18 protein-coding genes are annotated in these 18,793 nt (G+C 56.0%); 8 read left to right on the forward strand and 10 right to left on the reverse strand.

All coding sequences use genetic code 11. From position 1 onward, the window contains the following. Positions 1-341 precede the first annotated feature (341 nt). Positions 342-1,511 carry a replication initiation protein gene (locus tag TW80_RS13570; RefSeq protein WP_045997978.1) on the forward strand — a complete coding sequence of 390 codons (1,170 nt, stop codon included), beginning with the start codon at positions 342-344 and terminating at the stop codon, positions 1,509-1,511. 9 nt (positions 1,512-1,520) lie between these two features. On the opposite strand, the gene TW80_RS13575 is transcribed toward TW80_RS13570, so the two are convergent. From TW80_RS13575 to TW80_RS13590, 4 genes are all read right to left on the reverse strand, one after another. Continuing rightward, positions 1,521-2,504, reverse strand: coding sequence for a YeiH family protein (locus TW80_RS13575; protein WP_045997979.1), 984 nt, complete (start codon positions 2,502-2,504; stop codon positions 1,521-1,523). 107 nt (positions 2,505-2,611) lie between these two features. Then, positions 2,612-3,136 carry a flavin reductase family protein gene (locus TW80_RS13580; RefSeq protein ID WP_045997980.1) on the reverse strand — a complete coding sequence of 175 codons (525 nt, stop codon included), beginning with the start codon at positions 3,134-3,136 and terminating at the stop codon, positions 2,612-2,614. Further along, positions 3,133-4,023 carry an aldo/keto reductase gene (locus TW80_RS13585; protein ID WP_045998185.1) on the reverse strand — a complete coding sequence of 297 codons (891 nt, stop codon included), beginning with the start codon at positions 4,021-4,023 and terminating at the stop codon, positions 3,133-3,135. The genes TW80_RS13580 and TW80_RS13585 overlap by 4 nt, the downstream gene beginning before the upstream one ends. A 2-nt stretch (positions 4,024-4,025) precedes the next feature. Then, the gene (locus TW80_RS13590) at positions 4,026-5,180 is read right to left on the reverse strand and encodes an LLM class flavin-dependent oxidoreductase (protein ID WP_045997981.1); all 1,155 of its coding nucleotides are present in this window, start codon (positions 5,178-5,180) and stop codon (positions 4,026-4,028) included. A 134-nt stretch (positions 5,181-5,314) separates the two neighbouring features. Between TW80_RS13590 and TW80_RS13595 the strand changes: the two genes are divergently transcribed. The 4 genes from TW80_RS13595 (at position 5,315) to nagB (ending at position 8,440) form a co-directional block, all read left to right on the forward strand. After that, positions 5,315-6,025, forward strand: coding sequence for a GntR family transcriptional regulator (locus TW80_RS13595; protein WP_045997982.1), 711 nt, complete (start codon positions 5,315-5,317; stop codon positions 6,023-6,025). 9 nt (positions 6,026-6,034) lie between these two features. Further along, the gene (locus tag TW80_RS13600; protein WP_045997983.1) at positions 6,035-7,144 is read left to right on the forward strand and encodes a Gfo/Idh/MocA family protein; all 1,110 of its coding nucleotides are present in this window, start codon (positions 6,035-6,037) and stop codon (positions 7,142-7,144) included. A gap of 122 nt (positions 7,145-7,266) precedes the next feature. Continuing rightward, entirely contained in the window at positions 7,267-7,659 is a 393-nt protein-coding gene (locus tag TW80_RS13605; protein WP_045997984.1) for a RidA family protein, read from the forward strand. A gap of 4 nt (positions 7,660-7,663) precedes the next feature. Beyond that, entirely contained in the window at positions 7,664-8,440 is a 777-nt protein-coding gene (nagB, locus tag TW80_RS13610) for a glucosamine-6-phosphate deaminase (protein WP_045997985.1), read from the forward strand. On the opposite strand, the gene TW80_RS13615 is transcribed toward nagB, so the two are convergent. Genes TW80_RS13615 through TW80_RS13640 form a run of 6 tightly spaced genes read right to left on the reverse strand, consistent with a single transcriptional unit; the run spans position 8,413 to position 15,486 of the window. Then, on the reverse strand, positions 8,413-9,150 hold the full coding sequence (locus tag TW80_RS13615) for a copper homeostasis protein CutC (protein ID WP_045997986.1): 738 nt from the start codon (positions 9,148-9,150) through the stop codon (positions 8,413-8,415). The genes nagB and TW80_RS13615 overlap by 28 nt on opposite strands. Continuing rightward, on the reverse strand, positions 9,131-10,345 hold the full coding sequence (locus TW80_RS13620; protein ID WP_045997987.1) for an MFS transporter: 1,215 nt from the start codon (positions 10,343-10,345) through the stop codon (positions 9,131-9,133). The genes TW80_RS13615 and TW80_RS13620 overlap by 20 nt, the downstream gene beginning before the upstream one ends. A gap of 2 nt (positions 10,346-10,347) precedes the next feature. Then, a complete protein-coding gene (locus tag TW80_RS13625) occupies positions 10,348-11,781 on the reverse strand; it encodes a M81 family metallopeptidase (RefSeq protein WP_045997988.1) in 1,434 nt (477 codons plus the stop codon). Positions 11,782-11,829: 48 nt separating this feature from the next. After that, positions 11,830-13,734, reverse strand: a complete 1,905-nt coding sequence (locus tag TW80_RS13630; protein WP_045997989.1) for a beta-N-acetylhexosaminidase — start codon at positions 13,732-13,734, stop codon at positions 11,830-11,832. A gap of 15 nt (positions 13,735-13,749) precedes the next feature. Next, a complete protein-coding gene (locus tag TW80_RS13635; RefSeq protein ID WP_045997990.1) occupies positions 13,750-14,520 on the reverse strand; it encodes an SDR family oxidoreductase in 771 nt (256 codons plus the stop codon). Between the two features lie 51 nt (positions 14,521-14,571). Next, complete coding sequence (locus TW80_RS13640) at positions 14,572-15,486, reverse strand: MurR/RpiR family transcriptional regulator (RefSeq protein WP_045998186.1); 915 nt, start codon at positions 15,484-15,486, stop codon at positions 14,572-14,574. A gap of 195 nt (positions 15,487-15,681) precedes the next feature. On the opposite strand from TW80_RS13640, the gene TW80_RS13645 reads away from it, so the two are divergent. From TW80_RS13645 to TW80_RS13655, 3 genes are read left to right on the forward strand one after another with little or no spacing between them, the layout of a single operon-like run. Then, entirely contained in the window at positions 15,682-16,185 is a 504-nt protein-coding gene (locus TW80_RS13645) for a hypothetical protein (RefSeq protein ID WP_045997991.1), read from the forward strand. A 2-nt stretch (positions 16,186-16,187) separates the two neighbouring features. Then, complete coding sequence (locus TW80_RS13650; RefSeq protein WP_045997992.1) at positions 16,188-17,684, forward strand: M81 family metallopeptidase; 1,497 nt, start codon at positions 16,188-16,190, stop codon at positions 17,682-17,684. Continuing rightward, entirely contained in the window at positions 17,681-18,784 is a 1,104-nt protein-coding gene (locus TW80_RS13655) for an alanine racemase (protein ID WP_084625800.1), read from the forward strand. The genes TW80_RS13650 and TW80_RS13655 overlap by 4 nt, the downstream gene beginning before the upstream one ends. The last annotated feature ends 9 nt before the right edge of the window (positions 18,785-18,793 follow it).

Genomic DNA, 18,793 nt, shown 5'->3' on the forward strand with positions numbered 1-18,793 from the left:
TTATTAAATACAATAAGTTACACTATTTTTGGACCCATCTACAGGACCAAAGGTATCCATTTACGGGCTTAGAGGGGGCTGGATACGGGGCGAACTGTGCCGATTCGCAGGGTTTTAGGTGCCTGATGTCGGGAAACGCTATATTAGTCTCTATTTCCCAAGGTTATCCACAGGGCCGGACCCGTAAACGGATACCTTAAAGCCAGATAACGGCACCGCGCGATGCTAAAAGAACCCGTATACGGGACCGGTGATACCCTGCTTAAGGTTCCCAAGCAGTTCTTGAACTGAGGTGCCTTTTGAGGCAGTATGTGGGAAACCTCGATAGAAGGTGAGCAGGAATGGCATCTGAACAAGTCGCGCTAAGCGGTGCCTTGCGCCGTGCAGAAGTGAAAAAGAACGTGGCCGCAATTCACGTGAGCGGCAAGCTGACGCTGTTGCAGCGCAAGCTGTCGAACGTCTTGCTATTGAATGCCTATGACACGCTGATCCACAAACAATCCCATGCGATTGATGCGCGGACCCTGTGCACAATGATCGGGTATAATTCGAATGATATGGAAACGCTCAAGCAGTCGTTGCGGGGGTTGGTTGAGACATCTGCAGAATGGGACATGTTGGACGAAAACGGCCAACAGGAGTGGGGCGTGTCGAGCCTATTGGCCTATGCCAAGCTAAAGGGTGGGGTGTGTGAATATTCCTATTCTGCGGCGCTGGCGGAAAAGCTGCATGATCCAAAGGTCTTTGCGTTGATCAATTTGAATATTCAGCGTCGTTTTACGAGCGGGCATGCCTTGGCGCTTTATGAAAACTGCTATCGCTTTGTACGCACTGGGAGCACGGGGTGGTGGCCCTTGGATTTGTTCCGCCGTTTGATGGGGGTGAATGACAGCGCCTATTACGAAGTCTTTAAGCACTTGAATGCGAAAGTGATCAAACCTGCCGTTGCTGAGGTGAACAAGACGTCCAATATCATTGTCACGCCGGAAACCCGCAAAATGGGCCGTGCGGTGACCGAGATACGGTTCAAGATCGCAAAGAACCCGCAGCTTTCGATCCTTGATCTTGATGATGGTGAAGGTGTCCGTAATGAACCTGTCTATGAAAAACTGATAGGGCAGGGGGTCAGCGACCGTTTGGCGCGTCAGTGGATTAAAGAGCATGGTGCCGCACATGTGGCGGACAAGATTGACTATGTGGCCGCCCGGAAAGGCGTGCAAAACCCAGTCAGCTATCTGACCGCGGCCCTGCGCGACGATTATATCGAAGAAAAGGCATCTGTGGCGGCACCGCAGTCTGAGCGGGCAAAGCGGCTGAGCCGTTTGCGCGATCTGGTAAATGGCCGGAGCCCCACGCAACGTGACGCGGACAAGCGGTTGTTCATGTCGCGGTTGGATGACGCCGGTGCGCGGCTAGATTTTGAAAACCACGGCTGGATGTCGGGATTGAACGCCGAGGCAATTTTTGAGTTCTGGGAAGACCTGATGCCCGGTGCCTTTGACGATCTGTAGGGCAGGGGGCTAGCCGCCGATCAGTTGCTGCCCAATAAGTACATAGGCGGCGATTGCAATTGTCAGCACCAAGATCATGATCGGGGCAGAACGTCCCACGGATTTGAGATCTTCGAAAGAGGTCTTCATTCCGACAGCAGCAACGGCCGTGACCAAACACGCGCGCGAAATATTATCGGCGCTGTGAACCGCCCAATCGGGCAACCAGCCCAAGGAGTTCAGACCTGCGAGCGCGAGAAATCCGATGACGAAACCGGGGACGAGGGGGACTTTTTCTCCGCTTTGCCCGGATTGCCGCAAAAACAGCGCTCCAACAAAGACCACAGGGGCGAGCATCCCAACGCGGAAGAGTTTGACCAAAGTCGAAATGTCGCCAGTTTCATCCGAGACAGAATAGCCGGCCCCGACGACTTGGGCGACGTCATGGATTGTCCCGCCCAAAAACACGCCAGCGGATTGGCTATCTAGCCCGATGGCGCTGATGATGATGGGGTAGATAATCATCGCCACGGTCGAGGCGAGCGTGACCGAAACCACAGTAAAGGTTACGTCCCGTTCGGTGTTTTCGCCTTTGGGTAAGAGCGAGGCGATGGCCATCGCGGCAGAAGCCCCGCAGATCGCAACGGCGCTGCCCGTCAAAAAGCCAAATGCCTTATCGCGTTGAAATACAGGCGCTAGGGCGAGGCCAAGCAAGATCGTTAAGACCACCCCAGAGGCCACGAGCCCCACATTCGCGAGCCCGATTTGTGCAACCATATCAATGCTGACCCGCACGCCGAGCAGACCAACGCCAATCCGCAAGACCATCCGCGATGCAAATCCGATGCCGGGGGCGGTGCGTTCTTCGGTTGAGAGAAACTGAAACGGAATCCCCAGTAGGATCGCCATCAACATGACTGGCGCGCCGTAATGGTCCGATAAGAACTGCGCGGCCATTGCGACCATCACCGCAAAGAGCAGCCCCGGAAAGATGAGTTTGGCGTTTAGGACCATGTTTCCTCGTGCCGAGTTTCGCGAAAGGATAGCTGTCCGCGTGTTTCTGTTAAACCTCGGAAATCAAACGGCGTGTTGTTGAAATGCGAGGGTCGCCAAATGCTGTCCTATGTACTTGTTATATTGGCGGTTTGTCCTTGGAAGAAGGCGAGCGCATCGCCCGTGTTGCGCATTGCCGCACGGATTACTTGGCCGACCACGATTTCATGGTCACCGCCCGGATAGGTCGCATAGTGGCTGCATTCAAACCGCGCGAGGCAATCGGGCAGGATCGGTACGCCTTCGGCATTTTGGGGCAGGTTTGCATCGGCCAGGCAGTTCCCGTCTTTGGCGACTTGCCAGCACAGATCGGTTTGTTCTTGGCCGAGTACGTGGATGGCGAAGTGCTGGGCCTGCGTAAAGTAGGCGCAGCGTCGGGATGATTTGTCGGGCGCCCAAAGCACCAGCGGCGGATCAAGCGACAGCGAGGAGAAGCTGTTCGCTGTAATCGCCACTGGTCCTTTGTCGGTTGCGACGGTCACGATTGTGACGCCGGTCGCAAACTGTCCGAACGCATCGCGCAATTGACGCGGATTTGCGGGATCGGGGGTAAATGGTGTCATGCCCAAAATGCCGTTGTCTGTCTTGATCATGGCACTTCATTCCCAAGGGACGCTTCGTAAAGGTAAAACCAGTCTTGGCGTGAGATTGAAACAGAAAGAGCGTCAGACAGCCGTGCAATGCGATCAAGGTTATTCGTCCCGAGAACAGGCAGAATTTTTGACGGGTGGCGCAGCAAAAATGCGACGGCGACGGCGGCACGATCAACGCCTTGATCCTTGGCGATTTCATCCATCCGGTCGGTCAGCGCGTTTTGCCCTGTCATGAGATCGCCGCCACCCAGCGGGGACCATGCCATGATTGGCTGGCCCTGACGCTGATGGAACGCAATGTCGCCATTGGTAAAGGGATCAATGGCGGATGCGGAAATCTCGATCTGATTGGTGACAAGCGGATTTTTCATTGCTGATTGAAGCAGTTCCCAGTCCCAAGGTCGAAAGTTTGACACCCCAACAGCGCGGACTTTGCCGGATGCGATCAATTCATCCAATGCGGCCCCTGTTTCATGGTGGTCCATCAGCGGGTCTGGGCGGTGGATGAGCAAGAGGTCGATCTGCTCAATGCCCATTGCTGTCAGTGAAAGATCAACAGAAGCCGCGATATGCGCGCGGGTCGTGTCGTAGTATTTGCATTTTGCATCGGCGTAGCGGCCCATCGGGGCCACGATGTCACATTTGGTGACGATTTCCATTTGCGGACGCAGGGCTGGGTTCGCCTCGAGCGCGGTGCCGAGCAGATCTTCGGCAGCGTAGCCACCATAGATGTCCGCCTGATCAAAAGTCGTGATACCTTGGGAGAGACAGCTTTGGATTTTTGTCTCGATATGGGCGGCAGAAGTATTTGCATCGTCCCCGATCCGCCACATGCCATAGACAAGCTGACTGAACGATAGGTCAGGGGTAATTTCAATGCGAGGCATCATTAGCGGCGGACTCCGTTTCCGAGTGGGGTCGCAGGAACACCAGCCGGGACGCGGCCATATTCGTGCGGAAGTGAACAGGTTTTCATCTGTGGTAACACGCGTTTACCAAAATGTTCAGCCTCTTCCAGATGCGGATAGCCAGAAAGAATAAAGGCACGTATGCCCATTTTCTGGTAGGCTTCGAGTTTTGATAGAACCTGATCCGTCGATCCGACAATTGCGGCGCCGCAACCAGACCGCGCGCGCCCAACACCTGTCCACAGATTGGGTTCGATATATCCGTGATCATCTGCGATTTCGCGGTTTTTTGCCTGATGGCTGACACCAAGCGATTTCGCATCAAGCGCGCGGTTCCGGATTGCATCGCCTTGATCGTCATCGAGTTTTGACACGATGTAATCAGCGTATTCACGGGCTTCGGCCTCTGTGTCGCGCACGATCATATGTACCCGAAGACCATAGTCGAGCGTGCGGTCATAGCGTTCGGCAACGGCGTTGACTGCTTGCATACGGCCTTGGAGTTCTTCGATCTTTTCGGGCCACATCAGGTAGACGTCGCAATGTTGGCCGCAAAGTTCGAGCGCCGCAGGTGAGTATCCCCCGAAATACAAGAGCGGCCCACCTGATTGGTAGGGGCGCACCGGATCAGTGGTCAGGCCAGAAAAGTTGTAAATCTCGCCTTTGTAGTTAATTTCGTCTTGGGTCCAGGCCTGTTTCAGGATTTCGACCACTTCGCGGGATCGTTGGTAGCGATAGCTGCTATCTTCGGTTTGGCCGGGGAAATCAGAGCTGATGATATTCACCGTTAACCTGCCATTCAGCATGTGATCCAAGGTGGCGATGGTCCGGGCGAGCATGATCGGTTGCATTTCACCACAGCGCACGGCGGCGAGCATATTGATGTCTGTCGTGATTGGGGCGCAGCCCGCCACAAAGCTAAGTGTATCTTGGCCAACCTGATAGGACGATGGGCACAGGATGTTGCGAAAACCCTGCTGTTCGGCGGTTTTGACGATTTGCGAGCAGTGATCCCATGATGATCGCAGATTACCGTCGGGCACCCCGAGAAACTGATAATCATCAGAGCAGAGCGCCGCGAACCATGACACTTCGGTGGCGTCGAGATCGGTCGATGTTATCGGCACTATGGTCATTTTTATGTCCTCTCATGGGCGGATGGTATGGGCGGTAGCCCCGATAAATCCGCTTGACTTTATCTATCGCTAGCAGTGTCTTTGGGTTGGATCAATGGTGTATCAATTTTTTGATGCAAGGGGGGAATGCGTGGATGTACGTTCAGGGTGAAACACCGACGGCTTTGCCGCTTTATGTACAAATCAGCGAGGTGTTGATCCGCGAGATTACCTCTGGTCATTTGCCTGAAGGTGCCCGTTTGCCGCCTGAACGCGACCTTGCCAAGCAGTATGGTACGACGGTTCGGACGTTGCGTAAGGCATTGGCAATATTGGAAGAAAAAGGATTACTGCAGGGCATTCAGGGGTCTGGAAATTATGTGCGCAAGACCGAAGATGTGACCAGCGTCTATTCCATGTTTCGGCTCGAATTGTTGCGCGGTGGGGGGCTGCCGACGGCGCAAATTCTGTCCCTTGATGAGATGAAAAAGCCTGCTGATTTACCGGAATTCGGAGTGTCGCCAGATGCGACCCGTATCAGACGATTGCGGTTTTTGAATCTGACACCCATCGCGATCGAAGAAATTTGGCTGGATCGCAACGCCGGCCAGATCGTTCGCCAAGAGCTGTCGGATTCGCTCTATCGTTACTACAAAATGCGGCTGGGTTTTTGGATCACACATGCCGAGGATTATGTTTCGGTCGGGGAGGTGCCAGAGTTTGCACCCGCAGAATTCGCGCCGCAGATTGGGCAGACCGTCGGTTTTATTGAGCGCGTCAGCTACGCCAAACAACACGGTTCGGTCGAATTTTCACGGACTTGGTTTGACCCGCAGCGCGCGCGCTATGTGCAGCGCCTGCGTTAGGGAGGAAATATGTCAAACATTACGAACTACGGCATCATCGGTTGCGGCATGATGGGCCACGAACATTTACGTAATATTGCCTTGCTCGATGGGGCGCGGGTCGCTGGCATCTTTGAGCCGGACGCGCGGATGGCGCAAACCGCTCAGTCCATCGCACCGGATGCAAAGCTGGTTACAAGCGTTGCGGCGTTATTAGAGATTGCAGAGCTCGATTGCATTTTGATCGCGAGCCCGAATTTTCGCCATGTTGAACAGCTAGAGGCATTGGCGGCACAACGTCCTTTGCCGGTTTTGGTTGAAAAGCCGTTGTTCACAGATTTTGAACATGCCGCGCGGATCAAGGCGTTTGCAGAGACCTATCCTGCACCGGTTTGGGTTGCGATGGAATATCGGTATATGCCGCCGATTGCTGCATTTTTGGAAAACGCCGCGCAATCAACGGGTGGGATTAAGATGCTGACCATCCGCGAGCATCGGTTCCCGTTCTTGGAAAAGGTTGGTGATTGGAACAGGTTTAACCGCTATTCGGGTGGAACCTTTGTCGAGAAATGCTGCCATTTCTTTGATTTAATGCGATTGACGTTGGGGGCTGAACCTGTGCGGGTCATGGCCTCTGGTGGGCAGGACGCGAACCATTTGGATGAGCGTTATAACGGTGAACAGCCCGATATTTTGGACAACGGCTATGTCATTGTTGATTTCGACAATGGCAGTCGCGCGATGCTAGAGCTGTGCATGTTTGCTGAAGGCGCGCGCTATCAAGAAGAAGTTTCTGCTGTTGGCCCGCTTGGTAAAATTGAGGCATTCGTGCCGGGGCCGGGTCGGTTTTGGCCCGATCATCTGGGCGCGCCGCCTGTTCCGCAATTGGTGGTCAGTCCGCGTGATCCAAAAGGTCCGGTTGAGCGCGATATTCCGGTCGATCCAGCCTTGCTAGAGGCTGGGGATCATAACGGTTCGACCTTTTATCAGCATCAAAAGTTTCTAGAGGTTGTACGTGGCGAACGGGCGCAGCCCGAAGTCAGTTTTCATGACGGAAAAATGGCCGTTTTGATGGGGATGGCAGCGCAAATTTCGCTGGCAGAACACCGGGTCGTGGCAATGTCGGAAATGCTGGCTTAGCCGCGTCACAAAATATGAGCAAAAGCGCGCGAAAATAGGGGAAATCGCGCGCCTTTTCTTGCTGTTTACGGGTGAATCACGGTAGTCTGTAGAGACAAAAAACCACATATTTGGAGTAGTTTATGTCTGAGCAACGCCTCATCCGTTATGATACTGCCGATGCGCAGGCCGGAGGGCAAAAGCGCCCCTTTGCAAAGGCCGTTCGCGCCGGTGATTACGTGCATGTTTCGGGTCAAGTTCCGACAGTCGACGGAGAGGTCGTAAGTGGCGGCATTGTCGCCCAGACCGAACAGGTGATCGCCAACATCAAAGAGGTTCTTGCGCTCGCTGATTGCGGTTTCGAAGATATCGTCAAAGTGAATTGCTGGCTGGATGATGCGCGCGATTTTTCGTCGTTCAACGCGGTTTTTGAAAAACACTTTGGTCCGAACCCGCCCGCGCGTTCAACAGTCGAATCCAGACTGATGGTGGATGCCAAAGTCGAGATTGACGTTCTCGCGTGGAAGCCGCTTTGATCCGATGAAGGTTTTGATTCACGAAACGCAGGCAACGGCGGTTGATTGTGTTGCCGGATTATTCGCAGAGCGGTTGGTCAAACAGCCCGATACTGTTTTGGGTCTTGCCACGGGTGGCACGATGGAGGCGGTCTATGCCCGTTTGATTGCGTTGCATCAGGCGGGGCAGATGTCGATGGCGCAGGCGCGGTCATTCAACTTGGATGAATATGTCGGGTTGCGGCCCGATCATCCCTGTTCTTATTGGTATTACATGCGTGAGAAGCTATTCGCGCATGTTGATATGCGTCCTGAAAATACGTTTTTGCCTTGTGGTGATGCCGCCGATCCCGAGGCAGAGGCCGATCGTTACGAGGCAGCGATTGTGGGCGCGGGCGATATTGGTTTGCAGCTATTGGGATTGGGTGCGAATGGGCACATTGGGTTTAACGAACCCACGTCGAGCTTGGCTTCGCACACGCGGATCAAGACGTTGACCCATTCGACCCGCGATGCAAATGCGCGGTACTTTGACAGTTTTGACGATGTGCCCCGATTGGCGATCACGATGGGCATTGGCACGATTATGCGTGCCCAAGAAATCGTCTTGCTCGCCTTTGGCGAAGGCAAGGCCGAGGTTGTGGCCAAGATGATCGAAGGTCCGGTTTCGGCGGCCTGCCCAGCATCGGTTTTGCAAATGCACCGCAAAGTGACCGTCGTGATTGATGAGGCCGCGGCAAGCAAGCTGTCGTTGCGCGATTATTACGAGGCGGTTCACCCCGAGGTGCGCGCACCCAAGTGATGCAAGGATTTGCGTAGGGCGATGATCTGATCAAGATTTGTCGCCCGCGCGTTTTGGGGCTGAAAGCCAAATGCGCTGATTTTGGGGTTATTGGGCTTCGTTGCGGGCACTGAACAAGAGGCGTGAACCTCGTGCAGCGGGATTTCGTTGCGAAGCGCGCCGATGTTATCTGCGTTGATCCCGCCGCCCGGCATGATGGTTATTCCGTATTTCGCCATTTGCCTGAGCCGCGCGATGCCATCCATTGCGGTTTGTGCACCGCCAGATGTAAGCACCCGTTTGATCCCGAGTTCTTGGCAGATCTGCATGGCCTGATGGATGTCGGGCGTCAGGTCGATGGCCCGATGCACGGTGATGTCTAATCCTTTGGCGGCATCGACAAATTGGGCCAGTGTATGTGCATCAAGTGATCCATCAGGTCGCGATGCGCCAATCACCACCCCCGCGAGGCCCGCCTGTTTAACCGTCGCGATTTCGGCCAATTGGGCGTTTCGTTCGGCGGTGTTCCAAACAAAATCACCAGCGCGTGGGCGGATCATGGCCATGGCGGGCAGGGGGCTTTGCCTCGCGATTTCGATCAGGCCGATTGAGGGGCTAAGCCCACCAAGAGCAAGTGCCGCGCAAAGTTCAATTCTGTTCGCTCCGCCTCGGGTCGCGGTCGCAATGCCGTCGGCGTCATCGACGCAGATTTCAAGCGTGACTTTGTTCATGGTTTTGCCTTTCGACTAAAATCAGTAGGCCTGCGCCAATGCATCCGAATACGCCGCTGAGAATGGCCGCTGTTCCATAGCCACCCATTGTTGTGCCAATTCCAAAAACGCCTGCCCCGAGACCGCCACCCAAAAAGACATTCACCGCCAAAAGCGACGCAGACAGTCCGGGGCGGTCGCTGATCAGGTCTAGCAGATAGCTGATCGGCAAGGATACGATTCCGGCTGCGGCAAACCCGGCCAGGCAGCTTGCCAGATAAACATGCCAAGGTGCCGTGGCGATGGCGAGCGCGCCCAGATAGCCAAGGTAAAGCGTGGCGCAAATCATCAGCGCCGATGTGATTGCGGTGTCGCGTGTTGCGCGTGTCCAAAACACCATAAAGATCACCTCGAGCACGGCGACGATTCCGACCAGAAACCCGACGTCCGATGTTTCGCCTTGGGCCGAACCGGTTACGACCAGCGGTAAAACCGCAGCGTTCACATGTAGCACCTGACTGATGAGCGCGACCCCCAGAACGCGCCACAAAAGATTGGGCGCGACAATCCGTTTAAGATCGCGAAATGCGGGCGGGCGAGGGCCAGTGTTCGTAGAGGGCTGGTTGACGTCCGGCTCTAGCCAGAAAGTGACAGTCAAGAAAATCCCAAAGGCCACAAGTGCAGCGATCAGATATGCCGCGATCATCGTATCGCTATTGGCCAAAAGAAGTCCGACCGCGCCGGGCATCAGGACCCACGACAATGAAATCATGATCCGCATGAGCGCATTGGCGATCCGGGATTCTTCGGGGTCGAACCGGTTGGAATGGGCGCGCACATTGCCAAACAGCATCGAATTCATCGCGTGATACAGCGCCAAAGGTCCCAGCATCGCGAGGCTAAAGACGAGGATGCTTGGGGTGGCCCAGACGGCAGCAAAACCCACGACGCCAAAGCAACTGACAAAAATCAACGGTTTTCGGTAGCTTTGAAAGTGATCGGAAATCATCCCGACACCTATCGCCATCACAACATTGGCGATAGCAGCACATAGTGCGAGCATCGCGTAGCCGCCGTCGCTCATGCCGAGTTCGCGGATGGCAACGATGGATTGATAGGGTGAGGTGGCGGCGCCGCTAAATCCGTAAAGAAAAACAGCAGCCGCCGAGGCGCGCATCACCCGATGTCGCCGCAAAATATCGAACCAAGGGCCCATAGCTAGCCTGAAAATCGTGCGGATGATTGCGCAACAGGTGTGAAATCGCGGGGCGTCTCAAAGGGGAGCACACCTTTGGTTCGGTGTGTGTTTGCCAATTTGGGAATGTCTTGGTTTACGACGCCATCTGTCAGTGCCATCAAATTCGGGTTGGCAATCGGGGCGAGTTCAGGTGACAGGTAACCAGATTTCACCACAAGGAGCTGAACCTTTGTTGGGTCCAACCCCAAGAGCGTAAAATCTGCAATGTTGTGATACGGTCTCCGTCGGGCGGCAAGCACGACGCGGATCCCGCCAATTTGCACGACTGCCTGATTTTCGTTGGGCGTATCGCCGGGGTGAAGCGTGACGATTTCTGCATCAACGGTGACTTTGCCGCCAGCCGGATCAAGCGATCCGCCAATTGTCAGCGTGATTGTCTGGCCCTTGCCTGCGTCAAAGCAAGCCGCGACCGCCGGTGCGTCTGTAATGCCCGCGATCAATGCGTCCTGCCAATTGCGGTCAATCAGAGCTGAGAGAACATCGCCCCGGTCCCCGACGCCGCCGCCCGTTGGGTTGTCGCCGCTATCGGCGAGGATGACGGGCGTTGTCTTTGATTTTGCGGCGATATCGAGCATTTTATCCAATGGGCCGGTGGTCGGCCCGAACCGAAAATCATCGCGCGCGTTCCAGAACGATTGCGCAATTGCGCGACCGGCTGCTTCGGCGGCAGTTTTGTTTGTACCCGTAACCACGGCACAGGCCGTGGCGCGTGGTTCGTCGGCCCAGACATAGCCAATCATCAAATCGGTACGCCAAACATCTGGTGTTTCGTGCTGCGGTAGCGCGGCATAGAGCGAGCGTCCCGGCTCGTCCTCGGTGGAGGAGCGTTCACCCGGCAAAAGATGCGGCACGGGGACACGCACCACGCCGGGTCGTTGCCCGCTTTTGGCGGCCCAAAGCAGCATTTTATATGCGGCGTTCATGGTCTCGGCCACGTCGATATGTGGTGCTGTGCGATAGGCGGCAAAAATGTCGATCTGGTCGACGATCTTTTGCGAGACATTACCGTGTAGGTCGTAGCTGGCCGCGATCAACATATCCGGTCCGACAGCGGCGCGGACGGCGGCGATCCAATCGCCTTCGGCGTCGAACATCCCGTCAACATGCATCGCGCCATGCATCGCAAGGTAAACCGCGTCAAAGGGTTTCGCCGCCTCGAGCCGTTCGAGGAACTCGGTTTTGAAGGCTTCGTAGGTTTCGCGCGCCAGTGGCCCACCCGGCACGGCGCGCGCGTGAAAGAGCGGGGCGACCTGGGCGTCGAAATCGCCAAGAAAGCCAAAGTAGTCACTATTCGTCAGCGCGTCGCCGCGCAGAACGCGGAAGTCTTCGGTCTGCATCAAGACGGGCGAATAGGTGGAACATTCGGTGTGGATGCCGCCAACAGCGATACGCATGTGTTTATCCTTTGGGGTGGGGTCGTGATTGGCACGACCCCGCAGGTGTTAGAGTTCGGGATGAAGGCGCACTTGTCTTGCAAAGCGCAGCCAGTCTTTGTTGTCTTTTTGGGTCCATGCGGCCTCGGCTACGGCGCTGAGCCGTGGGAAGACCAGATCGTTGAACCATTGGCGGGTGGTGAAATGTTCGCACCAAATGCAGGCTTGGATGCCACGCATTTGATCGCGCAGTTCGGTTGGAAAATCGCCTTCGGCCTCGTAGGTGTAGCTTTGCTCGGGGGGGACGGGGCCAGCCCAGCCTGCACCGTTTTCCAGCCAATCGCTGCCTTGGACCATATCCAGATAATAGGCCTGACCCGGTGTCATCACGACGTCATACCCTTTTTCAGCCAGTTCGATGCCGACCTTGGGGTTTTCCCACGCCATCAAGAGCGTATCTTCGGGGGGGACCCCGCCGCCATGGGCGATCTCGTTCCAGCCGACCATGGTTTTGCCGCGCGCGGTGAGCATCTGTTTGACCTTGGTCAGGAACCAGCTTTGCAGTTCAAAGGTGCCTTGCAGACCTTCTTGTTCCATCAGTGATTTGGCCAAGGGGGAGGTCAGCCACGCGTTATGCGCGACTTCATCCCCGCCGATATGGATGTATTTGGACGGGAAGATTTCTGCGATTTCGTCAAAGACTTTGTTCAGCACGTCAAAGGTGGCAGGCACCGCCGGGTTCCATGCGTTATTGAAGTAGCCTTGGACCGGATAATAGCTATTGGCGGGCTCATCAGGGTCGACAAGGAATGGCAATGCCGCGAGCACGGCAGCCGCGTGGCCGGGTGTTTCGATTTCTGGCATGACTTCGATCCCGAGGCTGGCGGCATGGCTGACCACGGCGCGCATTTGGTCTTGGGTGTAGAACCCATGTTTTTTCGCGGCGCCGTCGCCGAGTTGCGGCAACATATTGGGCACATCCGCGCCACGGGTTGCGCCGGCTTGGGTCAATTCTGGGTAGGCTTTGATTTCGGCGCGCCAACCTTCGTCGTCTGTCAGGTGCCAGTGAAAGATGTTTAGCTTGTGCCAAGCCAGCATGTCGATCACGCGTAGGACTTCTTCGAAGGTCCAGAAATGACGCGAGACATCCAGATGGCAACCCCGCCAGTCATAGCGCGGCGCGTCCGAAATCGTGCCCGTCGCAGGAAAGCTGAAATCAGGGTCGGTAAAGGCCCCGTGCATAATTTGCGCGAGCGCGATCAGCCCGTAACGCCGCCCCTGTTCTGAGCTTGCCGATAGGGTGATCGTATCTGCAAAGCTCAGGGAGTAACCTTCGGAGGGGAGGGTGCTGTCATCGACAAAAGCAATCGCCTTGCTGCCCGGTGTCGGTGAGATCTGGAAAACCCGTTTGCAGGTTGGAAACAGCCGGGCGTGCAGCGCATCAACCGATAGCATCTCGCGCATTTGGGCGACGCTGGTGCCCGGCGCGGCGTGCAAAATGACGGGGGTATCACCGGCGGTGGCGTCAATTGCGTTCGGCCAAGGCAAAAGCGCAAAGGGCAGGGTAAGCCGCCCTTCGGGAAGGCGTGGCGTTGGTGTGGCTGGTGCCTGATCTGCGTGCATCAAATCGCCGACTTGGACGGGTGTGTGATGGCCATCGGCGTCGGTGATCCATGCGGTTTTCGCAGCATCGTTGCGGTGAAAGGGGGATCTGTTGATGCCGCTGACCGCGAATGTCCAGTTTTCTCCGGGGGCGATGGGGGTGTTATCGCTGGGGGCAAATTCGTGGAAATTGGCGTCTCGGCGCAGAAAAACTGCCCCGCTTAGCTGATGTTCGGGCATGATCCGTGTGATCGATGTCAGCGATAATTTGAAATCCCGCAACGGTGCGTCGGACAGGTTGGTCAGTGTCAGCGTCCAAGTGCCTTCGGGCGCGGGATCGGGATGCCACGCGTTTTCCAGAAAATAAGTCATGTTCGGTCCTGAGGTTTAATAATCTTGAGACTGGCTAAAGGTGCGCGCCAGTGCGGGAATGCCTGCGGTTAATCCGCAATCGACGGGCAAGCACACGCCGGTGATCGCCCCCGCCAGCGGCGAAGCGAGAAAGCCGACTGCCTCTGCCACGTCTGTCGGGTCAACGATCCGGCCGAGCGCGTAATGTTCGGCGGCTTCCTCGAAAACTTGGGGATTGGCTTGGGCGCGGTCTGTCCATGCTTGGGTCCGCACGGTGCCGGGGGCGACCGTGTTTGCGCGAATGCCGTATTTGCCATATTCGACAGCGATCATTTTGGTGAAATGGATCATACCTGCTTTGGCGGCGGAATAGGCCGGATGCCCAAAGACACCCATTCCATTCACCGAAGCGATGTTGATGACTGCCCCTTTGGCGGCGATCAGTTGATCCGCAAGCGCCTGAAAAACGAAATACGGCCCATCGAGGTTAAGCGCCCGATCAGATTGCCAATCGCTTACAGTCGCGCTTTGCATACTGACCGCCACGGATGCGCCTGCGTTATTCACAAGCGTCCGCAAAGTTCCCATCTGCGCGATGTGTTCGGCGGCGGCGGCGCAACTTGCTGGGTCGGTCACGTCCAACTGCATCGGGACAAAGCCCGCGCCCAATTGTTCAGCCGCGGCTGTGGCGGTGGAGAGATCAATATCGGCAAGGATGATCTGGTCGTGATCCTTTGCAAGCCGTGCTGCAATCGCACGCCCGATGTCACCGGCGCTTCCGGTGATGATAGCGAGGCTGGCCGCCATGGTGGGTCCTGTTGTGTCTGTGGCCGGTTGGTCCGTCCGTGAGTGTTGCGTTTAATCGCCCAAGATCTGACTGTCGTCGCCACCGTCCCGGTGACGCAGTAGCTGTTCTTTGATCCCGCGCAGAATTTTTGTGGATTTGCTGCGATCCCTGTAGGCAACAAGGTTCGCGATGATGTCGATAACTGCCAAAGAGGCGTAGCGCACCGATGTCGCCCGAAAGATGTTTTTACCTTCGGGAAGGCTGACCGGAACCACGACGTCTGAAACGTCGGCCAGTGGTGACCCCCCTTGGGTGAGCGCGATGGTCGGAATGCCCCGGTCGCGCAGCAACTCGAAACAGCGGATCAGTTCTTCGTTGCGGCCCGATACTGACGCGCCAAAGACCACCGTGCCCGGTTGCGTTGCTGCCGAAATCATCAGGTTCATCGCGTGATCATTGGATGCCGAAATTTGCGCCCCCAGCCGAAACAGCCGGTTTTGCAACTCATTGACGATCATGGATGAATTCCCGCCAGAGCCGAAAGCGTAAATCATTTGCGCATTCGACAAGAGATCAACGGCGGCTTTGACCTGTTCGAGGTCAAGCGTGCGGTGCATTTCGAAGAGGGCGTTTTGGGCTTTGGTCACGATATCTTCGGCGACCTGATCTGGGGTTGTCGTGACCGCCTCGGGTTTGAGATAGCGCAGCCCAACATAGGCGCATTTGGCGAGCTGCACCTTAAAGTCAGAAAACGACGCGCAACCGAGCCTGCGGCAAAACCGTGTTACGGTTGGCGGTGATACGCCTGCTCTTTCGGCGATTTCGGTGATGGATGCGTTGGTCGCAAATTCCATGTCCGATAGCACGGCCTCTGCTAGCTTTTTCTCTTGGGCGGATAATCGACCTTCCTCGTCCGCCAAAGCGAGCACGAGGTTTCCGGCAGAAGTGGTGCCAGAAGCAAGAGAAAGATCAGAAGGGTCGGTCATGTTCATTTACCGCGCTGCGGCCCTTTGCGTTTCGTTGTCCTGACTTTGCAAGACGAAGTACCCGCCGTCGAGATCAAATTTTGGGCAAAAAAGAAATTTATTTTCGCCAATTGGTCGCATTCAGCCACATTTGGCTGGATTTATCCAGATAATTCGCATCAGTATAGAAATTAATTTCACTAGGATGTTCTGTAGATGACAAAACGCGACCCGTTCAAAAACCCTTTCCCTGAAAACGACGCCGATCGTCGGGAAATATGGGAGATGCTCGTCCCTCGGGATATTGATGCATTTGTATCAGCGGATTGGACGGCCGTCGCTGATGACTTCGTCGCTGAGAACTTTACCGGCATGAGTGGGCATTTTCAGGGTGACCCTGATAAATATAGTCTCGCTTATCCGACGCTCGCGGCATACCGCGATGATTGGTTGCGCCAGGCGCAGGATTTTGTCGAACAGCGTGATGCGGGTGCCTATTTGGGCGATCCGCGTGATGGCATCTATCGTGCGACCCGTCTCGAAGAAATAGAGCTGAATGGTGATACCGCATTGGTGCGCAAGAAGTTTGACGGTCATTTGCCGCGACGCGATGGAACAGCAGAGCGGATGAATTGGCAAACGCTATATTGGTGTCGCTGGCATGATGGCCGCTGGAAGATCGCGGGCTTTGTTGGTTACTTGCCGCACATCAAGGATTGATCATGACAGACCCTGACGCCAAGCGTATTTTTGTCGCCGCCATGGCGACTGAAACAAACACGTTTTCTCCGATTGTGATCGACCGCCGTGCTTTTGAGGAATCGTTTTATGCGGCGCCCGGCGCGCATCCTGACACAGCGACCCTATGCACGGCCCCGATTCCGGTGGGCCGCAAGGTTTGTGCGCAAAAGGGCTGGACACTGATCGAAGGCACAGCTGCGTGGGCTGACCCGGCGGGTTTGGTGTCGGGCGAGGCGCATGTTGGTTTGCGGGATGAGATCCTAGCGCAATTGCGCGCGGCGTTACCCGTTGATGCTGTGGTTTTAGGGTTGCATGGCGCAATGGTCGCGCAGGGGTGTATCGATCCAGAGGGTGATTTGCTGGCGCGCATCCGCGAGATTGTGGGCCCTGATGTTTTGGTCTGCGCAGAACTGGACCCGCATAGCCACCTAACGGCCAAACGCACAGAGGCTGCGGATTTCTTTGTCGCGTTCAAAGAATTCCCGCATATCGATTTTGTTGAACGGGCAGAGGATCTTTGGGCGATTGTGGTTGAACGGCTCGAGGGGCGCGTTCGTCCCGTGATGTCGACCTATGATTGCCGGATGATTGATGTCTTTCCCACCTCGCGAGAGCCGATGCGCAGCTTTGTGAATCGTATGATTGCACTAGAGCAGGATGACCCGCGGGTGCTATCGGTGTCCGTAATCCACGGCTTTATGGCGGGTGATGTTCCAGAAATGGGAACACATGTGGTGGTAATTACAGACGACGCAGCGACGCATGGTGCCGCTTTGGCGCAGTCGCTTGGGCAGGAATTGTTTGCAAACCGGGGGCAGCATTTGATGCCAGCGCTGACTGAACAGCAGGCCGTGAAAATGGCGATGGATATGCGTGACGGGCCGGTTGTCTTGGCGGATATGTGGGATAATCCGGGCGGCGGTACGGCAGGTGATGCCACGGTGGTATTGAAGGAATTGATCAAGCGTCGCGCAACGGGTGTCGCTGTCGGTACGATTTGGGACCCGATTGCCGCCAAGCTATGTATCGCCGCTGGCGAGGGGGCGGTGATGCCGCTGCGCTTTGGCGGGAAATCTGCGCCTGAAACGGGTGATCCCGTGGACGCGCTGATCAAGGTCGTGACAGTGAATACCGACGCAGCCATGACATTTGGCGAAAGCGTCGTGCCCTTTGGCCCGGCGGTGCATGTTGCTTTGCTTGATCCCCAAGGTGATCCCATCGGCATTGATGTGATCTTGAACACGGTGCGCGCGCAAAGCTATGATCCTTCGCTATTTCGTGTGATGGGGATTGCCCCGGAGGCTCAGCAAATCTTGGTGATCAAATCGACCAATCATTTCTATGCCGCCTTTGAGCCGATTGCGTCGGATATTCTATATTGTTCAGCAGGTCGGCCCTATCCGAATGATCCGGCGACCAACCCCTATCGCTTTGTTCGCCAAGACATTTGGCCCCGTGTTGAGGACCCATTCGCATGACCACATTTGACGATTTTCCGTGGCCTGCCCCGGGGACGGCATTGGCTGATGTGATGACGCCGATGCCTATCATCGATGAGGCGCGGTTGGCGGCTAATATCGCGCGGGCGCAGCGTTACATCTCGGCGCAAGGCAAAGCGTTTCGCCCGCATATCAAGACACATAAGATCCCTGCGATTGCAAAGCAGCAGATCGCGGCTGGTGCCGTTGGTATCAATTGTCAAAAATTGACCGAGGCAGAGGTTTTTGCCGATGCGGGGTTTGATGACATTCTGATTACTTACAATTTGCTGGGGGCCGCGCGGCTTGCGCGGTTGCGGCGGCTGAACGCCCGCGTCGCACAGTTGCGCGTTGTTGCCGATAGCGCGGTGACTGTTGCGGGGTTGGCGGACGCCTTTGCCGACGCGGATAAGCCGCTAGCGATTTTGGTTGAATGTGAAACGGGTGCTGGGCGTTGCGGTGTGCAAACCCCAGAACAAGCGGTCCAATTGGCTAAGCAGATCGAACAGGCGTCGGGACTGCGGTTTGACGGGTTAATGACCTATCCGCCTGCGGGCGGTGCGCAAGCCGTCGAAGCGTTTTTTGCCACGACGATGGCGCAGCTATCCGCTTTGGGGATTGATTGTCCTGTGCGTTCTAATGGCGGTAGCCCTGATTTGTTTAACGCAGGTGCCGTGCCAAGTGCGACCGAGCATCGTTCAGGAACTTATGTTTACAATGATCGTTCGATGGTTCGTGCGGGCGAATGCACGGCGGATGATTTGGCGATGCATGTCCTGGCAACAGTCGTGTCGCGCCCGACCACGACGCGCGCTGTTTTGGATGCAGGGTCAAAGGCGTTGACCTCTGATCTGTTGGGGTTTGCGGACCACGGCGAAATCGTTGAGCTACCCGGCGCGCGGATTACCTCGCTTTCCGAAGAGCACGCGGTCGTAGATCTGTCGGCCTGCGATGGGCCGTTGCCCGAGGTGGGGGCGCGGGTGCGCGTCATCCCTAATCATACCTGTGTTGTGTCAAATTTGTTCGACCGCATTGTTTTTCACGAAAATGACACTGTGACACGGGTCGAGACCGTGGCTGCTCGTGGTACGGTTTGGTAGGGTCTCTTT

Origin of the sequence: Loktanella sp. S4079 (assembly GCF_000967725.1) — a bacterium.
In the GTDB taxonomy this organism is placed as follows: Bacteria; Pseudomonadota; Alphaproteobacteria; order Rhodobacterales; family Rhodobacteraceae; genus Yoonia.